The organism is Methylobacterium sp. E-005, from assembly GCF_022829725.1.
In the GTDB taxonomy this organism is placed as follows: Bacteria; Pseudomonadota; Alphaproteobacteria; order Rhizobiales; family Beijerinckiaceae; genus Methylobacterium.
The window spans coordinates 1-18524 of record NZ_JAKSYG010000109.1 but is presented as its reverse complement, the minus strand read 5'-3'; the positions used below and the strand labels follow the sequence as shown (position 1 = coordinate 18524).

Annotated in this window: 31 protein-coding genes, 1 tRNA gene and 2 pseudogenes; 25 read left to right on the top strand and 9 right to left on the bottom strand. The window is 66.3% G+C overall.

Annotation, left to right across the window (positions count from 1 at the left end):
- Nucleotides 1–6: 6 nt before the first annotated feature.
- Genes MKK88_RS13280 through MKK88_RS13270 form a run of 3 tightly spaced genes read right to left on the bottom strand, consistent with a single transcriptional unit; the run spans nucleotide 7 to nucleotide 780 of the window.
- Nucleotides 7–171, bottom strand: coding sequence for a hypothetical protein (locus MKK88_RS13280; RefSeq protein WP_244000380.1), 165 nt, complete (start codon nucleotides 169–171; stop codon nucleotides 7–9).
- Nucleotides 143–538, bottom strand: a complete 396-nt coding sequence (locus MKK88_RS13275) for a hypothetical protein (RefSeq protein ID WP_244000378.1) — start codon at nucleotides 536–538, stop codon at nucleotides 143–145. Before MKK88_RS13275 ends, MKK88_RS13280 begins: the two co-directional genes overlap by 29 nt.
- Nucleotides 535–780, bottom strand: a complete 246-nt coding sequence (locus MKK88_RS13270; protein ID WP_244000376.1) for a helix-turn-helix domain-containing protein — start codon at nucleotides 778–780, stop codon at nucleotides 535–537. Before MKK88_RS13270 ends, MKK88_RS13275 begins: the two co-directional genes overlap by 4 nt.
- Between MKK88_RS13270 and MKK88_RS13265 the strand changes: the two genes are divergently transcribed.
- The 6 genes from MKK88_RS13265 (at nucleotide 779) to MKK88_RS13240 (ending at nucleotide 4343) form a co-directional block, all read left to right on the top strand.
- Nucleotides 779–1627: a helix-turn-helix domain-containing protein gene (locus MKK88_RS13265; RefSeq protein WP_313902316.1), complete on the top strand. Its 849-nt coding sequence runs from the start codon at nucleotides 779–781 to the stop codon at nucleotides 1625–1627. The genes MKK88_RS13270 and MKK88_RS13265 overlap by 2 nt on opposite strands.
- A 5-nt stretch (nucleotides 1628–1632) precedes the next feature.
- Nucleotides 1633–2007: a hypothetical protein gene (locus tag MKK88_RS13260; protein WP_244000373.1), complete on the top strand. Its 375-nt coding sequence runs from the start codon at nucleotides 1633–1635 to the stop codon at nucleotides 2005–2007.
- Nucleotides 2004–2183 (top strand): hypothetical protein, encoded by a 180-nt coding sequence (locus tag MKK88_RS13255; protein WP_244000371.1) that lies wholly within the window; start codon nucleotides 2004–2006, stop codon nucleotides 2181–2183. Before MKK88_RS13260 ends, MKK88_RS13255 begins: the two co-directional genes overlap by 4 nt.
- A 76-nt stretch (nucleotides 2184–2259) precedes the next feature.
- The gene (locus MKK88_RS13250; protein WP_244000369.1) at nucleotides 2260–3435 is read left to right on the top strand and encodes a hypothetical protein; all 1176 of its coding nucleotides are present in this window, start codon (nucleotides 2260–2262) and stop codon (nucleotides 3433–3435) included.
- A gap of 7 nt (nucleotides 3436–3442) precedes the next feature.
- Nucleotides 3443–3796 carry an STAS-like domain-containing protein gene (locus MKK88_RS13245; protein WP_244000367.1) on the top strand — a complete coding sequence of 118 codons (354 nt, stop codon included), beginning with the start codon at nucleotides 3443–3445 and terminating at the stop codon, nucleotides 3794–3796.
- Nucleotides 3786–4343, top strand: coding sequence for a hypothetical protein (locus tag MKK88_RS13240; protein ID WP_244000365.1), 558 nt, complete (start codon nucleotides 3786–3788; stop codon nucleotides 4341–4343). The genes MKK88_RS13245 and MKK88_RS13240 overlap by 11 nt, the downstream gene beginning before the upstream one ends.
- A 436-nt stretch (nucleotides 4344–4779) precedes the next feature.
- Here MKK88_RS13240 and MKK88_RS13235 read toward each other — a convergent pair whose 3' ends face one another.
- Nucleotides 4780–5355: a PilZ domain-containing protein gene (locus tag MKK88_RS13235; protein ID WP_244000363.1), complete on the bottom strand. Its 576-nt coding sequence runs from the start codon at nucleotides 5353–5355 to the stop codon at nucleotides 4780–4782.
- Nucleotides 5356–5507: 152 nt separating this feature from the next.
- Nucleotides 5508–5774 (bottom strand): hypothetical protein, encoded by a 267-nt coding sequence (locus MKK88_RS13230; RefSeq protein WP_244000361.1) that lies wholly within the window; start codon nucleotides 5772–5774, stop codon nucleotides 5508–5510.
- Between the two features lie 451 nt (nucleotides 5775–6225).
- Here MKK88_RS13230 and MKK88_RS13225 point away from each other — a divergent pair, with 451 nt between their 5' ends.
- The 17 genes and pseudogenes from MKK88_RS13225 (at nucleotide 6226) to MKK88_RS13150 (ending at nucleotide 13175) form a co-directional block, all read left to right on the top strand.
- Nucleotides 6226–6375 (top strand): hypothetical protein, encoded by a 150-nt coding sequence (locus MKK88_RS13225; RefSeq protein ID WP_244000359.1) that lies wholly within the window; start codon nucleotides 6226–6228, stop codon nucleotides 6373–6375.
- Between the two features lies 1 nt (nucleotide 6376).
- A complete protein-coding gene (locus MKK88_RS13220) occupies nucleotides 6377–6580 on the top strand; it encodes a hypothetical protein (RefSeq protein ID WP_244000357.1) in 204 nt (67 codons plus the stop codon).
- Between the two features lie 405 nt (nucleotides 6581–6985).
- On the top strand, nucleotides 6986–7267 hold the full coding sequence (locus MKK88_RS13215; RefSeq protein ID WP_244000354.1) for a hypothetical protein: 282 nt from the start codon (nucleotides 6986–6988) through the stop codon (nucleotides 7265–7267).
- Between the two features lies 1 nt (nucleotide 7268).
- Complete coding sequence (locus MKK88_RS13210) at nucleotides 7269–7688, top strand: hypothetical protein (RefSeq protein ID WP_244000352.1); 420 nt, start codon at nucleotides 7269–7271, stop codon at nucleotides 7686–7688.
- Entirely contained in the window at nucleotides 7685–8053 is a 369-nt protein-coding gene (locus MKK88_RS13205) for a hypothetical protein (RefSeq protein WP_244000350.1), read from the top strand. Before MKK88_RS13210 ends, MKK88_RS13205 begins: the two co-directional genes overlap by 4 nt.
- Nucleotides 8050–8370: a hypothetical protein gene (locus MKK88_RS13200; protein WP_244000348.1), complete on the top strand. Its 321-nt coding sequence runs from the start codon at nucleotides 8050–8052 to the stop codon at nucleotides 8368–8370. The genes MKK88_RS13205 and MKK88_RS13200 overlap by 4 nt, the downstream gene beginning before the upstream one ends.
- Complete coding sequence (locus tag MKK88_RS13195) at nucleotides 8370–8789, top strand: hypothetical protein (RefSeq protein WP_244000347.1); 420 nt, start codon at nucleotides 8370–8372, stop codon at nucleotides 8787–8789. Before MKK88_RS13200 ends, MKK88_RS13195 begins: the two co-directional genes overlap by 1 nt.
- The gene (locus tag MKK88_RS13190) at nucleotides 8782–9003 is read left to right on the top strand and encodes a hypothetical protein (protein ID WP_244000344.1); all 222 of its coding nucleotides are present in this window, start codon (nucleotides 8782–8784) and stop codon (nucleotides 9001–9003) included. The genes MKK88_RS13195 and MKK88_RS13190 overlap by 8 nt, the downstream gene beginning before the upstream one ends.
- Before the next feature lie 2 nt (nucleotides 9004–9005).
- Entirely contained in the window at nucleotides 9006–9965 is a 960-nt protein-coding gene (locus tag MKK88_RS13185) for a DUF5131 family protein (RefSeq protein WP_244000343.1), read from the top strand.
- 65 nt (nucleotides 9966–10030) lie between these two features.
- Nucleotides 10031–10396, top strand: coding sequence for a hypothetical protein (locus MKK88_RS13180; protein ID WP_244000341.1), 366 nt, complete (start codon nucleotides 10031–10033; stop codon nucleotides 10394–10396).
- A complete protein-coding gene (locus MKK88_RS13175; protein ID WP_244000339.1) occupies nucleotides 10393–10722 on the top strand; it encodes a hypothetical protein in 330 nt (109 codons plus the stop codon). Before MKK88_RS13180 ends, MKK88_RS13175 begins: the two co-directional genes overlap by 4 nt.
- A 3-nt stretch (nucleotides 10723–10725) precedes the next feature.
- Nucleotides 10726–11115 carry a hypothetical protein gene (locus MKK88_RS13170; protein WP_244000337.1) on the top strand — a complete coding sequence of 130 codons (390 nt, stop codon included), beginning with the start codon at nucleotides 10726–10728 and terminating at the stop codon, nucleotides 11113–11115.
- Nucleotides 11112–11387, top strand: a complete 276-nt coding sequence (locus tag MKK88_RS13165) for a DUF2312 domain-containing protein (RefSeq protein WP_244000334.1) — start codon at nucleotides 11112–11114, stop codon at nucleotides 11385–11387. The genes MKK88_RS13170 and MKK88_RS13165 overlap by 4 nt, the downstream gene beginning before the upstream one ends.
- Complete coding sequence (locus tag MKK88_RS13160; RefSeq protein ID WP_244000332.1) at nucleotides 11387–11617, top strand: hypothetical protein; 231 nt, start codon at nucleotides 11387–11389, stop codon at nucleotides 11615–11617. Before MKK88_RS13165 ends, MKK88_RS13160 begins: the two co-directional genes overlap by 1 nt.
- On the top strand, nucleotides 11618–11890 hold the full coding sequence (locus tag MKK88_RS13155; RefSeq protein WP_244000330.1) for a hypothetical protein: 273 nt from the start codon (nucleotides 11618–11620) through the stop codon (nucleotides 11888–11890).
- Nucleotides 11887–12045 (top strand): annotated as a pseudogene (locus MKK88_RS34275) (helix-turn-helix domain-containing protein); the annotation flags it as partial. The gene MKK88_RS13155 and the pseudogene MKK88_RS34275, both read left to right, overlap by 4 nt.
- 35 nt (nucleotides 12046–12080) lie before the next feature.
- Complete coding sequence (locus tag MKK88_RS13150; RefSeq protein ID WP_244000329.1) at nucleotides 12081–13175, top strand: tyrosine-type recombinase/integrase; 1095 nt, start codon at nucleotides 12081–12083, stop codon at nucleotides 13173–13175.
- Between the two features lie 210 nt (nucleotides 13176–13385).
- Here MKK88_RS13150 and MKK88_RS13145 read toward each other — a convergent pair whose 3' ends face one another.
- From MKK88_RS13145 to MKK88_RS13135, 3 genes are all read right to left on the bottom strand, one after another.
- The gene (locus tag MKK88_RS13145) at nucleotides 13386–13751 is read right to left on the bottom strand and encodes a response regulator (RefSeq protein ID WP_010687322.1); all 366 of its coding nucleotides are present in this window, start codon (nucleotides 13749–13751) and stop codon (nucleotides 13386–13388) included.
- A gap of 165 nt (nucleotides 13752–13916) precedes the next feature.
- Nucleotides 13917–14483, bottom strand: coding sequence for a hypoxanthine phosphoribosyltransferase (hpt, locus tag MKK88_RS13140; RefSeq protein ID WP_244000327.1), 567 nt, complete (start codon nucleotides 14481–14483; stop codon nucleotides 13917–13919).
- A 192-nt stretch (nucleotides 14484–14675) separates the two neighbouring features.
- Nucleotides 14676–14752: transfer RNA gene (locus MKK88_RS13135), tRNA-His, on the bottom strand.
- Nucleotides 14753–14964: 212 nt separating this feature from the next.
- On the opposite strand from MKK88_RS13135, the gene MKK88_RS13130 reads away from it, so the two are divergent.
- Nucleotides 14965–16911 (top strand): chloride channel protein, encoded by a 1947-nt coding sequence (locus tag MKK88_RS13130; protein ID WP_244000325.1) that lies wholly within the window; start codon nucleotides 14965–14967, stop codon nucleotides 16909–16911.
- A gap of 104 nt (nucleotides 16912–17015) precedes the next feature.
- Entirely contained in the window at nucleotides 17016–18107 is a 1092-nt protein-coding gene (locus MKK88_RS13125) for a tartrate dehydrogenase (protein ID WP_244000324.1), read from the top strand.
- Nucleotides 18108–18284: 177 nt separating this feature from the next.
- Here the strand turns inward: MKK88_RS13125 and MKK88_RS13120 are convergent.
- A pseudogene (locus MKK88_RS13120) lies at nucleotides 18285–18524 on the bottom strand (1-deoxy-D-xylulose-5-phosphate synthase); the annotation flags it as partial.

The following is an 18524-nucleotide window of genomic DNA, read 5'->3' as shown; positions in this document are numbered from 1 at the left end:
GTGGGTTCAGTGGACGTCGGCCTCCTCGTGGTCGGGCACGGGCACCCGGAGGCCGATCTGGCGGGCGAGCTCGTCGCTGATCGGGATCCGACCCCACGTGGCCTGACCGCGGCCCTGCGCTTCAGCCTCGCGCCGCGCCCGCTCACGGAAGCGATCGTTCGCCCGGGCCATGGACGCGCGCTCGGCGGAGATCTCCTCGTCCGTCTGCTCGGTGATTACGGGCGGCCGGGATCGAGGCCGAGCCGTAGGGCAGCAGCTTGGTCTGAACCTTCGTGCCGTTGGCCAGGATGGCGACTTGGTCCTGCCGGGTGGGCAGCGGCACGCCGACGGCCGCGGCCAAGTCGAGCGTCATCTGCTCGGTGGACGGGATCGCCTCGCCCGGCTTCTTCGTGACCTGTCGCCAAAGGCCGAGGAGGAAACCCGCGAAACGGATCCACTGCTCGGCCGTGAACACGCTGCCGGAAGGGGTCGGCACGTGGTGGCCGTTCGGCGTGGTGGGGCTGCCGTAGTAGGGGCAGCGGTTACGGGCGGTGGTCATGCCGCGGCTCCCTCGGCGGGGGCGGCGAGGCGCTTGGCCTTGCGCTCCTCCGACTGGGCTGCCCAGTCGGGAAGCCCGACCCGCCCGCTTGTCGCACGCTCGATCCGGACGATCGTCGAGGCGTCGGGCTCGCGCTCCCCGTACTTCCACTTCTTCACAGCGTACGGACCGCACTCGCCGAGGCGTTCGGCGAACGCCTCGTCGTCCAGTCCTTCCTCTCGCATGTAGTCGAGCAGCCGCATGGGTGGGACAATTCCCCAAATCGGGGATCATAGTCAAGAGCGGAGTGCCCCAACATGGGGAACGACGCAAAATTCAAAAACCCGCAATGTCCCCGCCATGGGGAAAGCGGGACCTTTCACGAACAATCTCAAGCGGCTGCGAGAGGTGTCGGGCATGACACAAGAGCAGGCCGCCGATCGCTTTGGCTTGTCGAAAGGTGGCTATACCAAAATCGAAGACGGCGACCGCGGCTTGAAAGTCGATCGGATCGCCAGAGCCGCAGAGATTTATGGTGTAGATCCGGCCGTAATAATCGGACAGATATCGGACGAAGATCTCGCGAAGGTCGCCAAAGGCAACAATAACTCAACGAGCGCGCGAGAGATAAGTGGCACCCGCGATGATAGCAACGTGCGGATTGCTGCTGAGCCTACCAAGCCGCTCGGTGCGTTCAAGGGGCCGCGCGACGTACCGGTCCTCGGTACCGGCGTCTGCGGGGATGATGGCGACTTCCGCTTCAATGGCCAGACGATCGACTATGCGCCTCGGCCGCCCGGTATCGAGGGCAAGAGAGATGTGTTCGTCGTCTACGTCGTCGGCGACAGCATGGCTGAGCGCTACGAGGACGGCGATCCCCTCTACGTCGATCCTCACCGCCGGCCGAAGCCGCGGGACATCGTCATCGTCGAGCTCAAGGCGCCGAGCGAGGGTGAGCCCGGCAGCGCGTTCGTGAAGCGCCTCGTGCGACGCGGCGGCGGGAAGATCGTCGTCGAACAGTTTAACCCGCCGAAGGAGCTCGTCTTCGACGAGGATGAGGTGGCGCGGCTGCATCGTGTGATCCCGTGGATCGAGCTGATCGGGATGTGAGAGCCATGGCCGAGCTCGCCGCTCACCTCGACTCGACCGGCTATAGCGGGCTGCGATCGCGCCTCCTCCAGCGCGCCAGCAGGATCGCTGTTGGGGCCGTGATCGTCGCGATCGCGGTTGGCCCCGCGGGCCTACTCGACTGGTTCGGGGTGGATCCGATCTGCAGTTGCCCGGAGCGGATCTTCGACCTCGTCGATGAGTGGCGTCAGTGGCTGAGGCAGGAGCGCACCCGCGCCGGCTGCGAGTGGGCCTGGGCGACCATGGCGCAGGCCGCGACGCTCAGATGGCCCCAAGATGTGGCACTCCTTCGAAACGGCCTCACAAACGGACAGCCGCAGCTAATGGCTTGGCATCGGGGTGAGGAGCAATTGCCTTCATGACCCAGCTCGCGCCCTTCCGCCTCGACAAGGCCGCCTACCTCCAGCTCGGCGAGCTCCACACCGACTTCATCCTGCCGATCCGCCTGCCGGATCCCGAGCTGCAGGTCGGAGACGCGCTGGCCGTCCTGGTGGTAACCACCTTGGAAGGACACCGGGTGGGGGGCCGATCGGAGTGAATGGGCTGGAGCACCTGAAGGGGATCGTGGAGGCGGGACTGCAGGTGTTGCGGATGGAGGATGGGGAACCGGTGCAGTGAAGCGCTTATCGGAGGCTCAGCGCAGGTATCTAATTTACCGAGGCAGAAAAGTAATTCGGAAGCGAACTCGCGAGAACGCAAAAAAAGCCCGCCTGAAACTAGGCAGCTCAGAGCTGCTGTATCAAAATTTTCTGAAAAAAGTGAGCCTTTATAGGGACGGGAAATTCGAGCAGGGCTTTTCACTATCTGGTGCCCTGGAGGTACCCGAGGTACTGTCGTTCTCAGAAAATTACAATCAGACAGCTACATTTCTCCAAGATGTAAGAGGAAGGCTCGCCCTTTCTTGGAAGATGAGATTTCATAACAAGCAAAAATTTAAGCGTGCAGTGCTTCAGACAAAGATGAGCGGCGTTGGACATTACTACGATTTCACCAAAATTAAAAATATATCGATACCCGTGGCGCTCGTCTTGGCGTCAGAATATGACTGCGTAAGGAGGGATCACACCGCCGTTCCGCGTGCCGTAGATTATGAGAATTGGAACCCGCAAGTGCGGATGATGCTCGATGGCATCGGCTTTCTCGAAATGGCCGGAATAAATAGTTCAGGACCAGCATTTCTGGAGGGGGATAATCTAAGAATTTTGAGATTTCGTTCTGGTTCGGAAGCCGATGGGGAGTTGGTTGATTTATTGTTACGGCAATTAGGCGTTCCGGAAGCTTTAGAAGATACTGCGATCTACGATGCGATAATAGAGGCTTTGGTCAATACAAGACATCATGCCTATCCTAAAGGCTTAGAATTCCCGAGACCGCACTTCCCGGGGTGGTGGCTCACAGCGTTGGTTGACAAGCGCGACAGGAGGGTGGTGATCAGCGTCTTCGATCGTGGGCTAGGCATACCCGCAACGCTGGTCGACTGGGACAGATATGATGTGTTCGAGAGAGGATGGAGGCGGCTGTTCCAGGAAGCGCCTAACCCTGAAGATACGAGAAACGATGGCACCGCTATCCGAGTCGCGATGGCGGTCGGTCGATCGTCAACAGGCCAAGCGCATCGCGGAAAGGGCCTGCCTTCAATGGAGGCGGCGCTGGACCTGTGTCGGGACGGCTCCATAACCATATACTCACGATGTGGGGCGTACAAACGGGCGAAGGGCGCGCGTGCGCATACCCTCAATCTGAATGCGCCGGTTGGGGGCACCTTGATAAGTTGGGACCTGGGATTTTGAGGGCGTGATGGCGGGCGCCACTATCAGCATCGCACGGAATTTTAGCCGCTATCCAAGCGGCCGCTTCCGCTCGGACGGCCCCCATAACGGGCAGAAATTTCGGGAGGAAGTCCTCGCGCCGGCGATGCGTGAAGTTTTAAGAAAATCGGGGAAAGTCACGATTATCTTAGATGACGTGGCGGGCCTTCCGGCCTCGTTCCTCGAAGAAGCATTTGGTGGTCTTGTTAGGAGCGGGTTTGACAAGAATGAAATACTTTCGCATTTAAACATTGAAACTTCTCAGCTGAGACTCCAGCGGTACCCTTCTCAAATCCTGGCCGCAATAGAAAAAGCATTGCCAGATCTAGCCCGTGCCGGCTGATATTCCGCAACTTGCCGCCGGTGCCGTTCTGGGGTTTGCCAGCACCGGAATTATACGTTGGTGGCAATATCGTCGTGATTTATGGACTTCGGAAGTTGAGCGCTTCACTGACCTTCTTGAGGCAGCGACCGAGTCCGCGACGGAGTATTGGCTAAAGTCGCCACTGACTTCGAAGACGGATCAAAGTGAAATAGAGGAACACACTTTTGATCTGGATATGCTGGAGATAAAAATATTAGGAATGCAAAGCCGCTTGGATGGTTTGCTGGCATGTTTTATCGGGCAGCTGCTGTTCCAGCGCAGAAACAGCATAACCGTTAAACTAAATGATTTTTCGTCTGCGATGACCGGAGGAGAATTCCAAAGTAAAAATCGGAATTCAGATGTCAATACAGCTCGCTCCATACAAGCCGCATCTGCAGAGCTGCTTATTGAACTTAGACTTTCCGTTAAGAGCTCACTGAGTCCAGTAGGAACAATAATTTATCTTTTAGAAAGATTGGGCTTTTTTGTGAGGAGTTCGGTCAAGGGCATCCTAGGCCAATAGCTTGCGGTCTAGAATGGCAGTTGATCCGATAGCCCCGGTGGCATTTTTCTGCGGATCGCCAGCGAATGCGGCTCTGATCCTAGGCAAGGGCCTGCGGGTGCGGCGACCGTACGCCTTTGAACCGGTCCGGCTGCAGTGAGCAGCCGTCATGCCCCTTACGGTGGCTCAGCCTGATCCGGATGGTGTGGCTGTAGGTGCTCACCGTCATCACTTGGCCGTGGCACTCAGGGCAGCGCTTCTGCGCCGAGCGATGCTGGGCGTAGGCTTCGGCGGCTGTGACCGGCTGCCACGCGCCCTCGACTTTGACTTCGCATGTCGCCTGATCTGATTTGGCCATGCTCGGAGACTGACACGGATGGCCGGTATCGACGAGGGTCGGACAGGCACAGTCGGTATGGCAGTTGATCGGCGGCCCCTGAGGACGACCAGCCGGCCGTCAGAGCACCGTGTTCTCACCCACCGTCGCGTCGTCGAGCGGCACCAGGAAGGCCGCACCGACGCCGCCATCGATCCGACGCGCCACCTTCGCCCGGTGTCGGCCGACCACGATCATCTGGCCAACCTCCATCGGCACATCCAGCTGCAGCGCCACGCCGGAGGCGGACAGGTTCACGATCCGAGCGGCGGCGCTCGTACCGTCTGCCAGGGCGACCTGTACGGTTCTGCGGTTCGGCACGACGCGGCGCGAGACCCGCACGTCCTCCGACGGTGGCGCTTGCAGCCGCGCAAGACCTACGAGGCTGCGCACCACCTCACCGGGCGTGGCGCCGCGACCCATGACGCGCACGGCGAAGTCGGCAGCTCCCGTCCGGACGACGCGGATCTCCATGGACCCGACGCCGCGGATCGAGCAGCCAAGCTGCGCGTCCAACGCCGGGATCGTCGCCGAGCGCATGCAGATGCCCTCGCCCGAGATGTCGACCGTGACGGCGTGGAACTCGGAACCGTCAGCGTGCCAGCATAGAGCGGGAAGGATAATGGCGTGACGCGGGATCGTTCGCCGCTCGGTCATGGCTTTAGGCGTCTCATCCCGTACCCATGCGACAGTCGGCCTGCGATCGCTTTGCTGCGAAGGGCAGCATTTTATCGACCGGCTACTTGTCCCTGATCCAGGTGCCCAAGCATAATATGAGCCTGTTGTTCCGACAAGCTTGAAGCCCTGGCTCAGAATGGTAACTGATCCGCCAACCCTGGTGGCACCTTCCCGAAGATCGCCAGCGTGATCGGATCTCCGCCATCGTCGTAGTCCGGATCCACGACCGTGCGGGTGAAGGCGGCCGCACCGATGGCCCGGCCGAGACGGACCTTTTCTTCGGCGACCTTGCAGGCCTCCGACGCCCCTTTGCAGTCCACGAGACTGCCTTGAGCCAAACGGCCTTTCACCAGGACGAACAACTGAACGCTATGGGCTACGATCGGCTGTAGAGACATCGAACCGCCTCCTGTGGCTAAATTAGGTCTGGCCTCTTAGAACTAGACGCAGAGTGACGTTGCGACCCCCGCCGCCTTGCGCCTCGCAGACGTGGCATTGAAATCTACTGCCGAGCGCCTGGACGGTCCGAAATCCTTGACGCTCTGCGGCTCTTACTTTGAAACTGGGCCAGTACGACTTCCGGCCGCAATCCTCGCATTGGATGTAGATCCCGATCACGTCCGCAAGTTCGGACGTGAATTCTCGCGGCAGGGCTCCCATCCGGGCCTCATATTTGTTCCTGTTGTGTTCTTATGCTGCAACCAGAACGCGACGCGAGTCGAGGCGGTTTCCTGGCATCTGTGGACGAATGTGGATAAGCCGCCACGAGCAATTCCCCATTATGGGGTTGACTGACATCCCCATTCTGGGGAATTATAGGTCATCGCCACTCGCGACGGAGCCGCCCCGATGCTCACCGCCTACCTCGCCCACCTCCAGCACACCCCGGCGGCCATCCAGGTCGCGAGCTGCCTGCTCGGCTCCCTTGGCATCTTCGTCGCGTGCTTCGCGCCGTGCCTGATCGCCAATCACGTCTCCGCCTACCGGGCGAGCCGCTGACATGGTCGCCTCTCTCCCCCGCGGCACCCGCATCGGCCGCCCTTGCGTGGACGGCTCCCTCGTCCCCGGCACCATCCTCGGCCCTGCCTTCGGCGAGGGCTTCTACCGCGCCGAGCTGATGGGCGAGGACGGGCCTGAGATCGTCTGCGTCCACGTCGTCGAGGTCCTCGTGGCGCCCGTGTTCGTGGATCCTCGGGATCGATGACAAGGGCGTCACGGCCCTGTGCATCTCCGGCGACCTCAAGGCTGGTCGTCGCGGGACGAAGCGGCTGACGCAGCAGGGGGGCGACGCCTGGGCGATCGAGCCCGCGGACCTGCGCCGCTACATCCTCAACTACATCGAGCGGATCGACGTCCGGAAGGTCGAGAAGGTGGCGTTCGTAGCGCTGCTCGCTGGGCCGGACGCGATCGATCCGGCCGTCGAGCCGGTCGCCTCGGACGACGAAGGCCTTGGGGAGGCCAATCGCGCTCTGACGGAACGAGTGGCGCAGCTTCAGGCTGAGAACGCCCAACTCCGACTTGTTGCGGACCAATCGGCACCGACGCACACGCCGCCGCGGCAACGGACTTCCTGGCGAGATCGCGTTTCCAACGGCCGGCGGAGGCACGCATGACCGCCCGCCCACCCTTCCGCACCGGCGACAGCATCCTCCACAAGCCCACCGGCGAGACCTGGGTGTGCGCCTGGGCCGATCCGGAGACCGGCTACCTGTCCTGGCTCGGCTGGCCTCCGGACGGACAGGCGCTGATCGCCGACTGCGAGTTGGTGGCGGCCGCCAGCGACAAGACGCATCGCGAGTGGCTCAGCGAGCTCAAGCGCTCCGGCCGCCGCGACGTCGGCCGCGCGCTGCGCCTCTACGGCGATCCCGACGCGATCAGCGAGGATGCCTGACGTGGTCGCCTACTCATTCAAGAAGCGGTTCGGCCCGCCCATCCTCGCCGGCACCAAGGAGCAGACGATCCGGGCCGAACGGGCGGGCAAGTCCCGCCATGCCCGCCCAGGCGAGCTGGTGCAGCTCTACACCGGCATGCGCACCCGCCAATGCACCAAGCTCGGTGAAGCGCGCTGCCTCGCGGTCTGGCCGATCAAGATGGACCTGATCGTCGGTATCGTTTTCGCCAACGACGGCTGGATCCGCACCGCGCCCGACCTCGACGCCTTCGCCCAGCGGGATGGCTTCGCGGACTGGTGGGAGCTCGTCGCCTTCTGGGTCGCCGAGCATCCGGGTGTCGAAATCTTCGAGGGCGTGCTGATCCGCTGGCAGCCGTTGGTGCCAGCGTCGGAGCTCGACATAGCCGGGGTGGCGGCATGACCCGCCGCGCGCCCAAGCTCCCGCCGCCGACCCGCCAGGAACGCGAAACCGCGGCGATCGCTGCCGAGGCCCTGACCGCCGCGCTCGCCGATCCGACGACCCGCGGCGTGCCCAGCGTCATGCATCTCGACTTCAGCAAACCACGCCGCGGCGAGTGCCACATCACCTGGTCGAACCTCCCCGGCTTCCTCCAGGTCAACGACCGCTACGCCCACGCCTGCCTGCCGGGCTGGGAATACACGAAGACCGAGATCGCCCTGGAGATGATCCCGGACCTGCGGGCGCTGGCCGAGCATGGTGTGCGACCGTGCATGCCAACTGATGGCCGACCGCTGGCGCCGGATCTGTTCGGAGTCCTGGCATGAGCGCGTCCGGCAAGCACTACCGGTCCACCCCGACCGAGATCCTGTATTCGCTTTGGCTCACCTTCGACCAAGCCGGCAACGTGCGCCTCAACCGCGAGAGCCCGCGCCTGTCCCCGGATGAGCGCGCCATGCGCGTCGAGGTCCGGCTGCCCAGGGCGCTCTGGAACATCCCGCAGCTGTCGGCCGAGATCACTGTCCCGGACCCAGGCCAGCCCGGCGCCATCGCCGCCCGCATCGAGCAGTTCGCCGATCAGCTGAAGACGGCCGTCGGCTGCGACGTGGTCCTCACGGTGAAACAGACAGACGAGCCGCGTTGATGCCGGAGATCTCCGCCCTCCTGGACAGGCCTGCGCCCGAACGCTTCGATGGCGCCGAAGCCTGGTCGAAGCTGCCGGCCGACGTCCAGGCCGAGATCGGCGCGATCGCGCTGGAGATGGCCGCCGTGGCCAGCCTCCACGATCGCCTCTGCCAGGACGACCTGCCGGAGATCTTCCACCGCACCAGCGACGCGGCGACCGTCGAGCTTTGGCGCGATCTCCAGGCCGTCACGTCCGACGCTCTGCCGGAGGATGCCTTTGTGGCCAGTCATGGTCGGATGCCGCGCATCCCCTCGCTGCTGGGCGACGTGTGCCGCGTCTGCGGCTGCTCGCAGAACGATGCGTGTGATTTCGGCTGCGGTTGGGCGGCCGAGGACCTGTGCACGGCCTGCGTCGAGGGAGGGCACGATCATGACTAACCCGAAGCGTCGGGCCGCCGCCGCCGACCCCGAACTCCAGCGCCGCATCGAGGCGAAGAAGGATCAGCTCCTCATCGCCTTCCTGAACCGCCTCGGCGGATCCTTGGAGATCCCGGTCGAGGAGGTCGACGGCTCCGACGCCTTCGCGCTGCTCATGGGCGCCGATGAGGATGCGCGGACCTTCACGTTCCGCGTCGAGCGGAAGGAGCGGTGAGCATGGCTGAGACCACCGGCATCTCCTGGTGCGACCGGACATGGAGCCCGTGGTTCGGTTGCACCAAGGTTAGCATCGCCTGCGACGGGTGCTACGCCGAAAACCTGATGGACCTGCGCTACGGCAAGGTCACGTGGGGTCCGCACGGAGAGCGCGTTCGCTCCAGCGCCGGCTACTGGCGCAACCCGCGCAAGTGGGACCGGGAGGCCGCGGCGGCCGGCCGGCGGTTCACCGTGTTCCCATCGCTCTGCGATCCGTTCGACAACCGCGCCGACCTGGTGATCCGAGCCGAGTGGTTCGCGCTCATGCGGGAGACGCCTAACCTCGTATGGCTGCTGCTGACGAAGCGCCCGCAGAACATCGTCGAGATGTCTAAAGCTGCCGGCGGCCTACCGGAGAACGTGGCACTCGGGGCGACCTGCGAGAACCAGGAGATCGCCAACCGCAACGTCCGGCACCTGCTCGACGCCGCGCGCGACCTCTATCCGGTCTTCATGTTCGTCTCGGCCGAGCCCCTGCTCGGGCCCATCGACTTCACCAGGATCGTCTACGGGACGGCCGGTGACCACACGATCGTGCGCGACGCCCTGAAGGCCTCCGACATCGAGCGGATCGATTGGGTCATCACAGGCGGAGAGACCGACCAGGGCAAGCACCGGGCGCGACCCACGGCCACGACGTGGCTCCGGCAAATCCGAGATGCCTGTGCGGTCGCCGGCGTGCCCTACCACCACAAGCAGAACGGCGAATGGCAGGGCGGCATCACGGCCCGCGATGGCGAGCCCGGGCAATTCGCTCTGCACTGGGCTGAGGCTCCGGGCCGCTGGAGCTACCTCGACTATGGGCCGCGCCAGTTCGCTCAGTTCGGCGCCGACGCCCGCATGACCCGCGTCGGCAAGAAGGCCGCCGGCCGCCTCTTGGATGGCGTGGAGCACAACGGCTTCCCGGAGATGCGAGCCTGATGGCCCCGCGCGCAGCTCCGCCTGACCTGTCAACCATCCCCTGTAGCGTCTGAGGAGATCCGCCCATGCCGTCGCCGTCCCTCGTCCACGCCGCCCGCCGCGCGCCCGACGCGTGCCGCCACGTCTTTCGCATGGCCCGCGTGATGGCCGACCGGAAGAACGGTCCGGAGGGCGCCTGCACCGTCGTCCACCTGTTCCAGGCCGGGTTCACCGAGGCGCAGGTCGCCGCCTATCGGGATCCGGCCCGAGCGCTCCTGCAGGGCCTGCCGCTGGGGCTGAAGACGGACCCGCCCGGGCGCCGCGAGGCGGAGGCGGCGGTTGAAGCCGTCCGGGAGATCCGGTTCGCGCGCGTGGCCGAGCGGTATCTGGCGGGACGCGCCTGGGCGCCGCCGATCGTACAGGAACAGCCCACCTCGGAGACGACGTCGTGAAGACCGGCCTCATCATCCTGCGCGCCGACGGCTCGCGCGAGGACCGCGACGTCGACATGGCCGGCGACCCGGGCCTCGCCGAGCTGCGCGACGTCCTGGAGCCGATCCTGGCCGGACGGCCCGAGCACGTCACTGTGCTTCACCGCAGCCGGCGCGCCGACATGTTCGTCGACGAGGCCTTCGGGCCGAAGGGCCTGCCCCGCAACGAGGCCGCCACCTCGATCTACCGTGCCGCGTGGCTTCGGGATCACCCGGCCGACAATCCCGAAACCCTTCCCTGGATTGCCGGACCGGCGGTGATCTTCGACCGCATCGTGTGGAGCTGACGGATGAGCATCACGCCTTACAGGGACGCCGCGGCCGCCACTGTTGCGGCCACGCGCCAACACTTCGCAGAACAAGGGCCGGCGGACTCGTCTGTGTTGATCGCACGGCGCATGGACGTCGACGTCACAGAAGCCGCCATGCTCGGCTATGCCGATTTGCGGGACCTCGCCGTTCCGCAGGCTCGAAGCGTGTCGATCGTCGCTCGGGTGATGGCCTCTGCGATTGCCAGCCTTGCCGCAACGGTCTGCGGCGGCCGCCAGGACGCATCTCGGCTGCTGCTGGACGTCTTGCTAGGCGAGATCCGGCACCACGCGCTCGACCGTATCGCGCGCGTCGAACACGAGGCCTTCAGCGCCTCCGTTTCACCATCGCAGCCTCGGGGCCGGGCATGACCGCGGGCCTCAACACATCCAGCGACGTCTCCTCAGCCGAAGGCGTGGCCGCCGACGAACTGAAGCAGTTCATCGAGCGCCTGGAGCGGCTGGAGGAGGAGAAGGCCGGCATCATGGGCGACATTAAGGAGGTGTTCGCCGAGCTGAAGGGCCGGGGCTTCGATGCCAAGGCGGTCCGGACCATCCTGCGGATCCGCAAGCAGGATCACAGCGAGCGCCAGGAGCAGGAGGCCATTCTCGAGCTCTACTGCCAAGCGCTGGGAATGGCGTGATGGGACAGCTCCGCCTCATCCCGCCCGACGGGTCCGACTGGACGATCGACGCGGTGCCGACACCCGATGGCGTCGAGCTCGCGATCGCCTTCATGCTCCAGGGTCAGCCCATCACCGTGCGCTTCGTCATGGATCGCCCGGACGCTCGAACCTTATCGGACGGTCTCCGCGCGGCCGCTGGCGACGGCACGATGCGCACCTTCCCCCGCCCGCAGATCCCGGAGGCCTGAGTGGCCGAAGAGACCGCACCCCTCGTCCAAGTGTTCGTCACCAGCGATCCGCTGACGCACGGCGTCATCCCGGGGGTCTGGGCCCGGATCGAGGGCGATACCATTGTCCACAGCGCCTACGAGTACCGGCTCACGGGCGAGGGCCGCATGTGGCACCGGCGGCGCTGGGCGGCGGAGAATTACGCGCGTCAGCTGCAGGCGGCGAAGCTCGCCGAGCTGCGCGCCGAGGTCGCCCGCATCGAAGGCCTGCGCTTCGGGAGGCCAGGGGCGTGACACGCGACACCCGCACGCCCGAGCGCGTCCCCATCGGCGAGGCCGCGGCCATCCTCGGCGTACCTGTCCGGACGGTCCAGCGCCTCGCCTCACAGCGCCTGTTGCCCACGGCCGCGAAAGTTGGTCGGCTGTGGACGTTCAACGAAGCGGCGATCCGCGCCTGGCTTGTTGAACAGGAGAGCAAGCCGCCATGCCCACAGATCTCAAGAAGGCCCCGGAGGGCTGCTACTGGCGAGGTAGCACCCTCTGGGCGCGCTTCACCGTCGCCGGCAAAGAGTACCGGTTCAGCCTCAAGACAGGTGATCCAGTCGTTGCGCGCGGCCGCCAGGCCGCAGAGCACGCACGGATAACGGCCGCCGCCTCATTCGGCGACGACCGTAAGCGTTGGGAAGACGCGTTGAAGGAGTGGGGCTCCTACATCGTCCATCATATCGGCGGCAGGACCTTCAAGCGATACCTCGGCTCGCTCGACATCCTCGATCCACACCTGACCGCGCTGTTCGTCGACGAGATCGACGAGGACACGGTGGCCGCGATCATTAAAGCCCGGCGCGCGAAAGGTATCACCACCGCTACCATCCGGCGCGACCTCACCGCGCTCTCCAGCGTGCTCGCGTTCGCGGTCGATGAGAAGTGGCGGCGGGGTAACCCCGCTTTCGAGGCGATGCGCAGCCGGCGCATGAAGGAACGGCGCGACCCGATCGTCCTGCCGGAGGACCGGGACATCGCGATCGCGGTGGCGCGCGCGCCGGGGAACCTGAAGTTCCTGATCCGAGCGGCGCTGCTCACCGGCTGCCGCCAGGAGGAACTCGTCGCACTGGAGCGCAGGCACGTCGACCTGGTCCGGCGGGCGATCTCCGTCCTGGGCAAGGGCAACAAGCGCCGGGACGTGTCCCTGAGCGACGAGGCGGCCGCGCTGTTTCGGGAGATCCCGGTCAGCATGGTGACGCGCTTGGTATTCTGGCACTCGGACGGCCGGCCATTCCGGAACGTGGCCACCCGCTTCAGCCTGTACGGGCGCCAGCTCGCCGCGGTGGCCGAGAAGGAGGGGGGCGAGTTCAGGCGCTTCCGCTTCCACGACCTGCGGCACCGGTTCGCCGTCGATTACCTACGGACCGGGCGCGGCGGCATCTACGAGCTGCAGCACGAGCTCGGGCACACCAGCCTCAAGGTCACCGAGGGCTATCTGGCCTTCCTGACGGCCGAGGAAGCCCGCGCCGCGAAGGATGCCGCCGCACGAAACACGGCACAGATGTACCGGTTTTCGCCGGTTGAGAACGGCTAACGTTCTGATGAAGAACAGGAATGTGCCGGACCAAGTAAAACGGGCATTCGGTTTACAAAACCGCTGCACTACCGCTGTGCTACACCGGCCCCGGATGCGTTTGCTATCAGTCGCCGCGCCGCTGCTCAACCCGGTGGACGCGACGATTTCCTCAGCGGTGCCGTGAGGTGTCGGGCCGGCGCGTCGGACGGGGGCGGTGTCGGCCGGCGGTCAGGCCGCCAGGGCGCGTTTCACCGTGGCCCGGAGGTCCGCCAGCGAGAAGGGCTTGGTCAGCACGTCGGTGACGATGGCGTCGAGCCCGCGCGCCCGCTCGCGCTGGTCGGCGAAGCCGGTCATCAGCAGGATGGTCAGGTCCGGGAAGTCGCGCTTGGCCGCGAGCGCCAGGGCGATGCCGTCCATGAGCGGCATGCGGATGTCGGTGAGCATCAGGTCGAAGCCGCCATCGGCCTCGTTGAGGCGATCGAGCCCGTCGCTTCCATCGTTGGCGGTGACGACCGCGTGCCCGTCGATCTCGAGCCCCCGCTTGAGGAAGCCCCGGACAGTCTCTTCGTCATCCACCAGGAGGATGCGCGCCATGTGGTCCCGTGAACGTCCTCGATCCCCGGGCCCCGTCGCGACCGACGTCAGACCCTTGATAGACGACAGACGCAGACCGATCCGTCATCTGTCAAGATGTCATGCACCGAATACAGGCGTGCCGGTCGTGTCTGCGGCAAAAATGCCGCGACGCCCGGCGGTCTGTCAGGCATCGAACAGATCGGGATCGCCGCTGCCGTAATCGACGACGCCCACGAAGGGCAATTGCCGGAAGGCGTGGGCGGCGTCCATCCCGTAGCCGACGACGAACACGTCGGGGCAGGTGAAGCCGACGAAATCCGCGTCGATGGTCACGGCGCGCTTGCCGGGCTTCTCCAGCAGCACCGCGGTGAGAACCCGGCTGGCGCCACGGGCCATCAGCAGATCCTTGGCGAACACGACGGTCCGCCCGGATTCGAGGATATCGTCGACGAGCAGCACGTCGCGCCCGCGCACCTCGCTCTGCACGTCCCGCAGGATCTCGACCTGCCCGCTGGACACGGTCCCGGTGCGGTAGCTCGACAGATGGACGAACTCGACCTGCGGCGCGAGCCCGACCCGGTGCAGCGCCCGCAGGAGGTCGGCGGCAAACATGAAGCTGCCCTTGAGGACGGCCACGACCAGGAGGTTCTCCGGCCGCGCCGCCAGGATTTCCTGGGCGAGTTCGTCGTTGCGCTTGGCGATGGCCGCCTCATCGAAGAGGGTTCGCACGCGCCGTTCAGGGATGCTCATCTCACGTCTTCCCGGAGGCCCGGTCGCGGGGCGGGATCCGCCGCCGCGTTCGACATCGGTCTTAGCGTCCTTGGGAAGCGGGGGGAACCGCGGATGCACCCCCGTGGCGCCGCAGTGTCAGGGACCGGACGGACCCCACACGCAAAAGGGGCCGGCGATCCGCCAACCCCTTGCGCTGCCCGGCTGAATGGATGGTACCACCGCCCCGGCTCGAACGGGGGACCCCCAGATCCACAATCTGGTGCTCTAACCAACTGAGCTACGGCGGCACTGGCGGGGGGTGTATCGTGGGCCGCGGCAGTTTTCAAGCGATGCGCGCAGCCTTGTGCAGAGTCCGCGTGACCGCCGGCGGTCGAGGGGCCGGCGCCGGGCGATCTGGGCCGAACCGGCGTCCATTTCGGCGAGGAGCGCCCTATAGTGGGCTCACCGGGCCGAACCATCGATGCGACGGCTGGGGCGGACCGGGGTGGGCGGACGGACTGTGAGCGCGCGACAGCCAGCGGCGACCAGGGGCGGCGACAAGGGCGGAGGCCGGGTTCCCGGCGACCGGTCGCCGGAGCCAGCGACCCGGCTGGCGGCCGGACCGCAGGGCGCACGCGCCCGGCGCCGCTGGACAGGGGCCGGGATCGTCCAGGCCCCGGGGCGGCTGCGCAGCCTCGTCCGCCGCAGCGAGGGCGGCCTCGTCGCGCTCGCAACCCTGGTGGGCTGCGTGGCCGGGGTGGCCGTCTCCGCCATGAACTGGGCCACGCAGAGCCTGCGCGAGCTGCTCTTCCTCCTGCCGTCCGGGATGCGGCTCAGCGCGGCCGACACCGTGTCACCGGTGCTCCTGCTCGTCGGGCCGTGTCTCGGCGGCGCGCTGCTCGGGCTAGTGATCGTCGCGGCGGGAATCATCCGCGGCCCGCGCAAGCGACCCGCCATCGACCCGATCGAGGCCAACGCCCTGCATGGCGGCCGGATGTCCCTGCGCGACAGTCTCTACCTCGCCCTCCAGAACGTCGTCTCGAACGGGTGTGGCGCCTCGGTGGGGCTGGAGGCCGGCTACACGCAGCTCGCCTCCGGGCTCGCCTCGCGGCTCGGCATCGCCTTCGAGGTGCGCCGGAGCGACCTGCGGACCCTGGTCGGCTGCGGGGCCGCCGGGGCGATCGCGGCCGGGTTCGGCGCGCCGCTCGCCGGCGCCTTCTACGCCTTCGAGCTGATCATCGGCACCTACTCCATCGCCACGCTGACGCCGGTGGTGGTCGCCGCGCTCTGCGGCAACCTGGTCGCGCAGCAGCTGATCGCGACGCAGCCCCTGGTCGATTTCGGCGACGTGCAGGCAATCACCACCTCGCATGTCACCAGCATGGAGATCCTGCCGAGCCTCGCCCTGGGGCTGTTCTGCGCGGGTCTCGGCATCCTGATCATGCGCGGGGTCACCCTGGTGGAGCGGCTGGTCCAGGCCTCGGGGGTGCCGCGGGTGGCGGCTCCTGCCTTCGGCGGCCTGTGCGTCGGCGCGCTGGCGCTCGTCGCGACGCCGCAGGTGCTGTCCGGCGGGCACGGCGCCCTGCACATGCACTTCGCCGCCGAGGGGCAGGGGCACGGGATCGCGGTGCTCGCCGGGCTGTTCGCCGCCAAGGCCACGGCCTCGGCGATCTCGATCGGCTCCGGATTCCGGGGCGGCCTGTTCTTCGCCTCGCTGTTCCTCGGCGCCATCGCGGGCAAGCTGTTCGCCGCCGCGGCGCCGCTGCTGGTGCCGGCGCTCGCGGGCTTCGGCCTCACGCCGCTCGCCTACGCGGTGATCGGCATGAGCGCGCTCGCCGTGGCGGTGATCGGCGGTCCGCTGACCATGACGTTCCTGACGCTCGAGATCACCGGCAGCCTGCCGATCACCGGGCTGGTGCTCGCCGCGGTGATCGCGTCCTCGCTGACGGTACGGAAAACCTTCGGCTACTCCTTCGCGACCTGGCGCTTCCATCTGCGCGGCGAGAGCATCCGCAGCCCGCACGATATCGGCTGGATCCGCTCGCTCACCGTGGGCCGGCTCATGCGCCGGGATCCCGGTACCGTGGCGGTCGATACGCCGCTGGCCACCTTCCTGCGCGCCCACCCCCTCGGCTCGCCCTCCCGGGTGATCGTCGTCGACGCGGCCGGCCGCTATGCCGGGATCGTGAACGTCCCCGAGGCGCACGCCGCCGCGCGGGATGCCGGAGCCGCGGCGCAGCCCGTGCTGGCCGACCTGCTGCTGCACGCCGACGATGTCCTCACCCCGGGCATGAACGCCAAGGACGCCGCCGCCGCCTTCGATCGCACCGAGAGCGAGGCGCTGGCGGTGGTCGACGGGCCCGAGACCCGGAAGGTGCTGGGCCTGCTCACCGAGAGCCACACGCTCAAGCGCTACAGCGAGGAACTCGACCGCCAGCGCCGGGCCATGGCGGGGGAAATCGACTGATTGTCAGGCCGGGGTGTTGACCCGATACCGGCGCGGACCAATCACCTGACGCCGATGACCCGGGCCCCGCGAGGGCCCGCTCTCCCAGAACGCGTGGAGGATTCATGCCCGGTCCAGAGACCAGCCAGCAGCGCCGCTACCGCATCGCGGTGATCCCGGGCGACGGCATCGGCAAGGAGGTGGTGCCCGAGGGCGTGCGCGTGCTGGAGCAGGCGGCCAAGCGGCACGGCTTCTCGCTCCAGCTCGACTGGTTCGATTTCGCGAGCTGCGATTACTACGAGCAGCACGGCCGGATGATGCCGGAGGACTGGAAGGCGCAGATCGAGACGCACGACGCGATCTATTTCGGCGCCGTCGGCATGCCGGAGCGCGTGCCCGACCACATCTCCCTCTGGGGTTCGCTGATCCTGTTCCGGCGGGAATTCGACCAGTACGCGAATCTGCGGCCGGTGCGGCTGATGCCGGGGGTGAAGTGCCCGCTCGCCGACCGCAAGCCCGGCGATATCGACTTCTGGGTGGTCCGCGAAAACACCGAGGGCGAGTACTCGAATGCGGGCGGGCGGATGTTCGCCGGCACCGACCGGGAATTCGCCCTGCAGGAGACGATCATGACCCGGCATGGGACGGACCGGATCCTCAAGTTCGCCTTCGAGCTCGCCCAGAAGCGCCCGAAGAAGCACCTGACCTCGGCCACGAAGTCGAACGGCATCTCGATCACCATGCCGTACTGGGACGAGCGGGTGAAGGCGATGGCCGAGTCCTATCCGGACGTGCGCTGGGACCAGTACCACATCGACATCCTGACGGCGCATTTCGTCCTGAACCCGGACCGGTTCGACGTGGTGGTGGCCTCCAACCTGTTCGGCGACATCCTGTCGGATCTCGGACCCGCCTGTACGGGCACGATCGGCATCGCCCCGTCCGGCAACATCAACCCGGAGCGGGTGCATCCGTCGGTGTTCGAGCCGGTTCACGGCTCGGCGCCGGATATTGCGGGCCAAGGGATCGCCAATCCGATCGGGCAGATCTGGTCAGGGGCGATGATGCTGGAGCATCTCGGCGAGCACGCGGCGGCGGCCGAGATCGTCAGCGGGATCGAGCGGGTGCTGTCCGAGCGGACGCTGCGCACTCGCGACCTCGGCGGGAATGCCGATACGCAGGCCTGCGGCAAGGCAGTGGAGCAGGCGCTGGGGTAGGCTCATCGCGCCCCGAGCCTCCCACCCACGCCCTCATCCTGAGGTGCCCGCGTCAGCGGGCCTCGAAGGAGCCCTCCAGGGATCGCGAGACCGCTGGAGGGCTCCTCGAGGGCTACGCTCCGCTCCGCCGCCTCAGGATGAGGCGGAGGGTTGGGAGAGTCGTTGCAGAACGTGCCGTCAGCGCGGGCGGCGGCGGACGCTCACGACGTTGCTCGCCGGCTCGGCCTTGCCGGACTCGGCCGGCAGGGTATCGAGGGCCATCTTGACGATGCTGTCGGCATCGAGCCCGGCCTCGGCGTACATCTTCTCCGGGCTGTCGTGGTCCTGGTAGGTGTCCGGCAGCGTCATCGTCCGGACCCGAACCCCGCCCGCATCCAGCGCGCCCTTCTCGGACAGCAGGTGCAGCACCATCGCCCC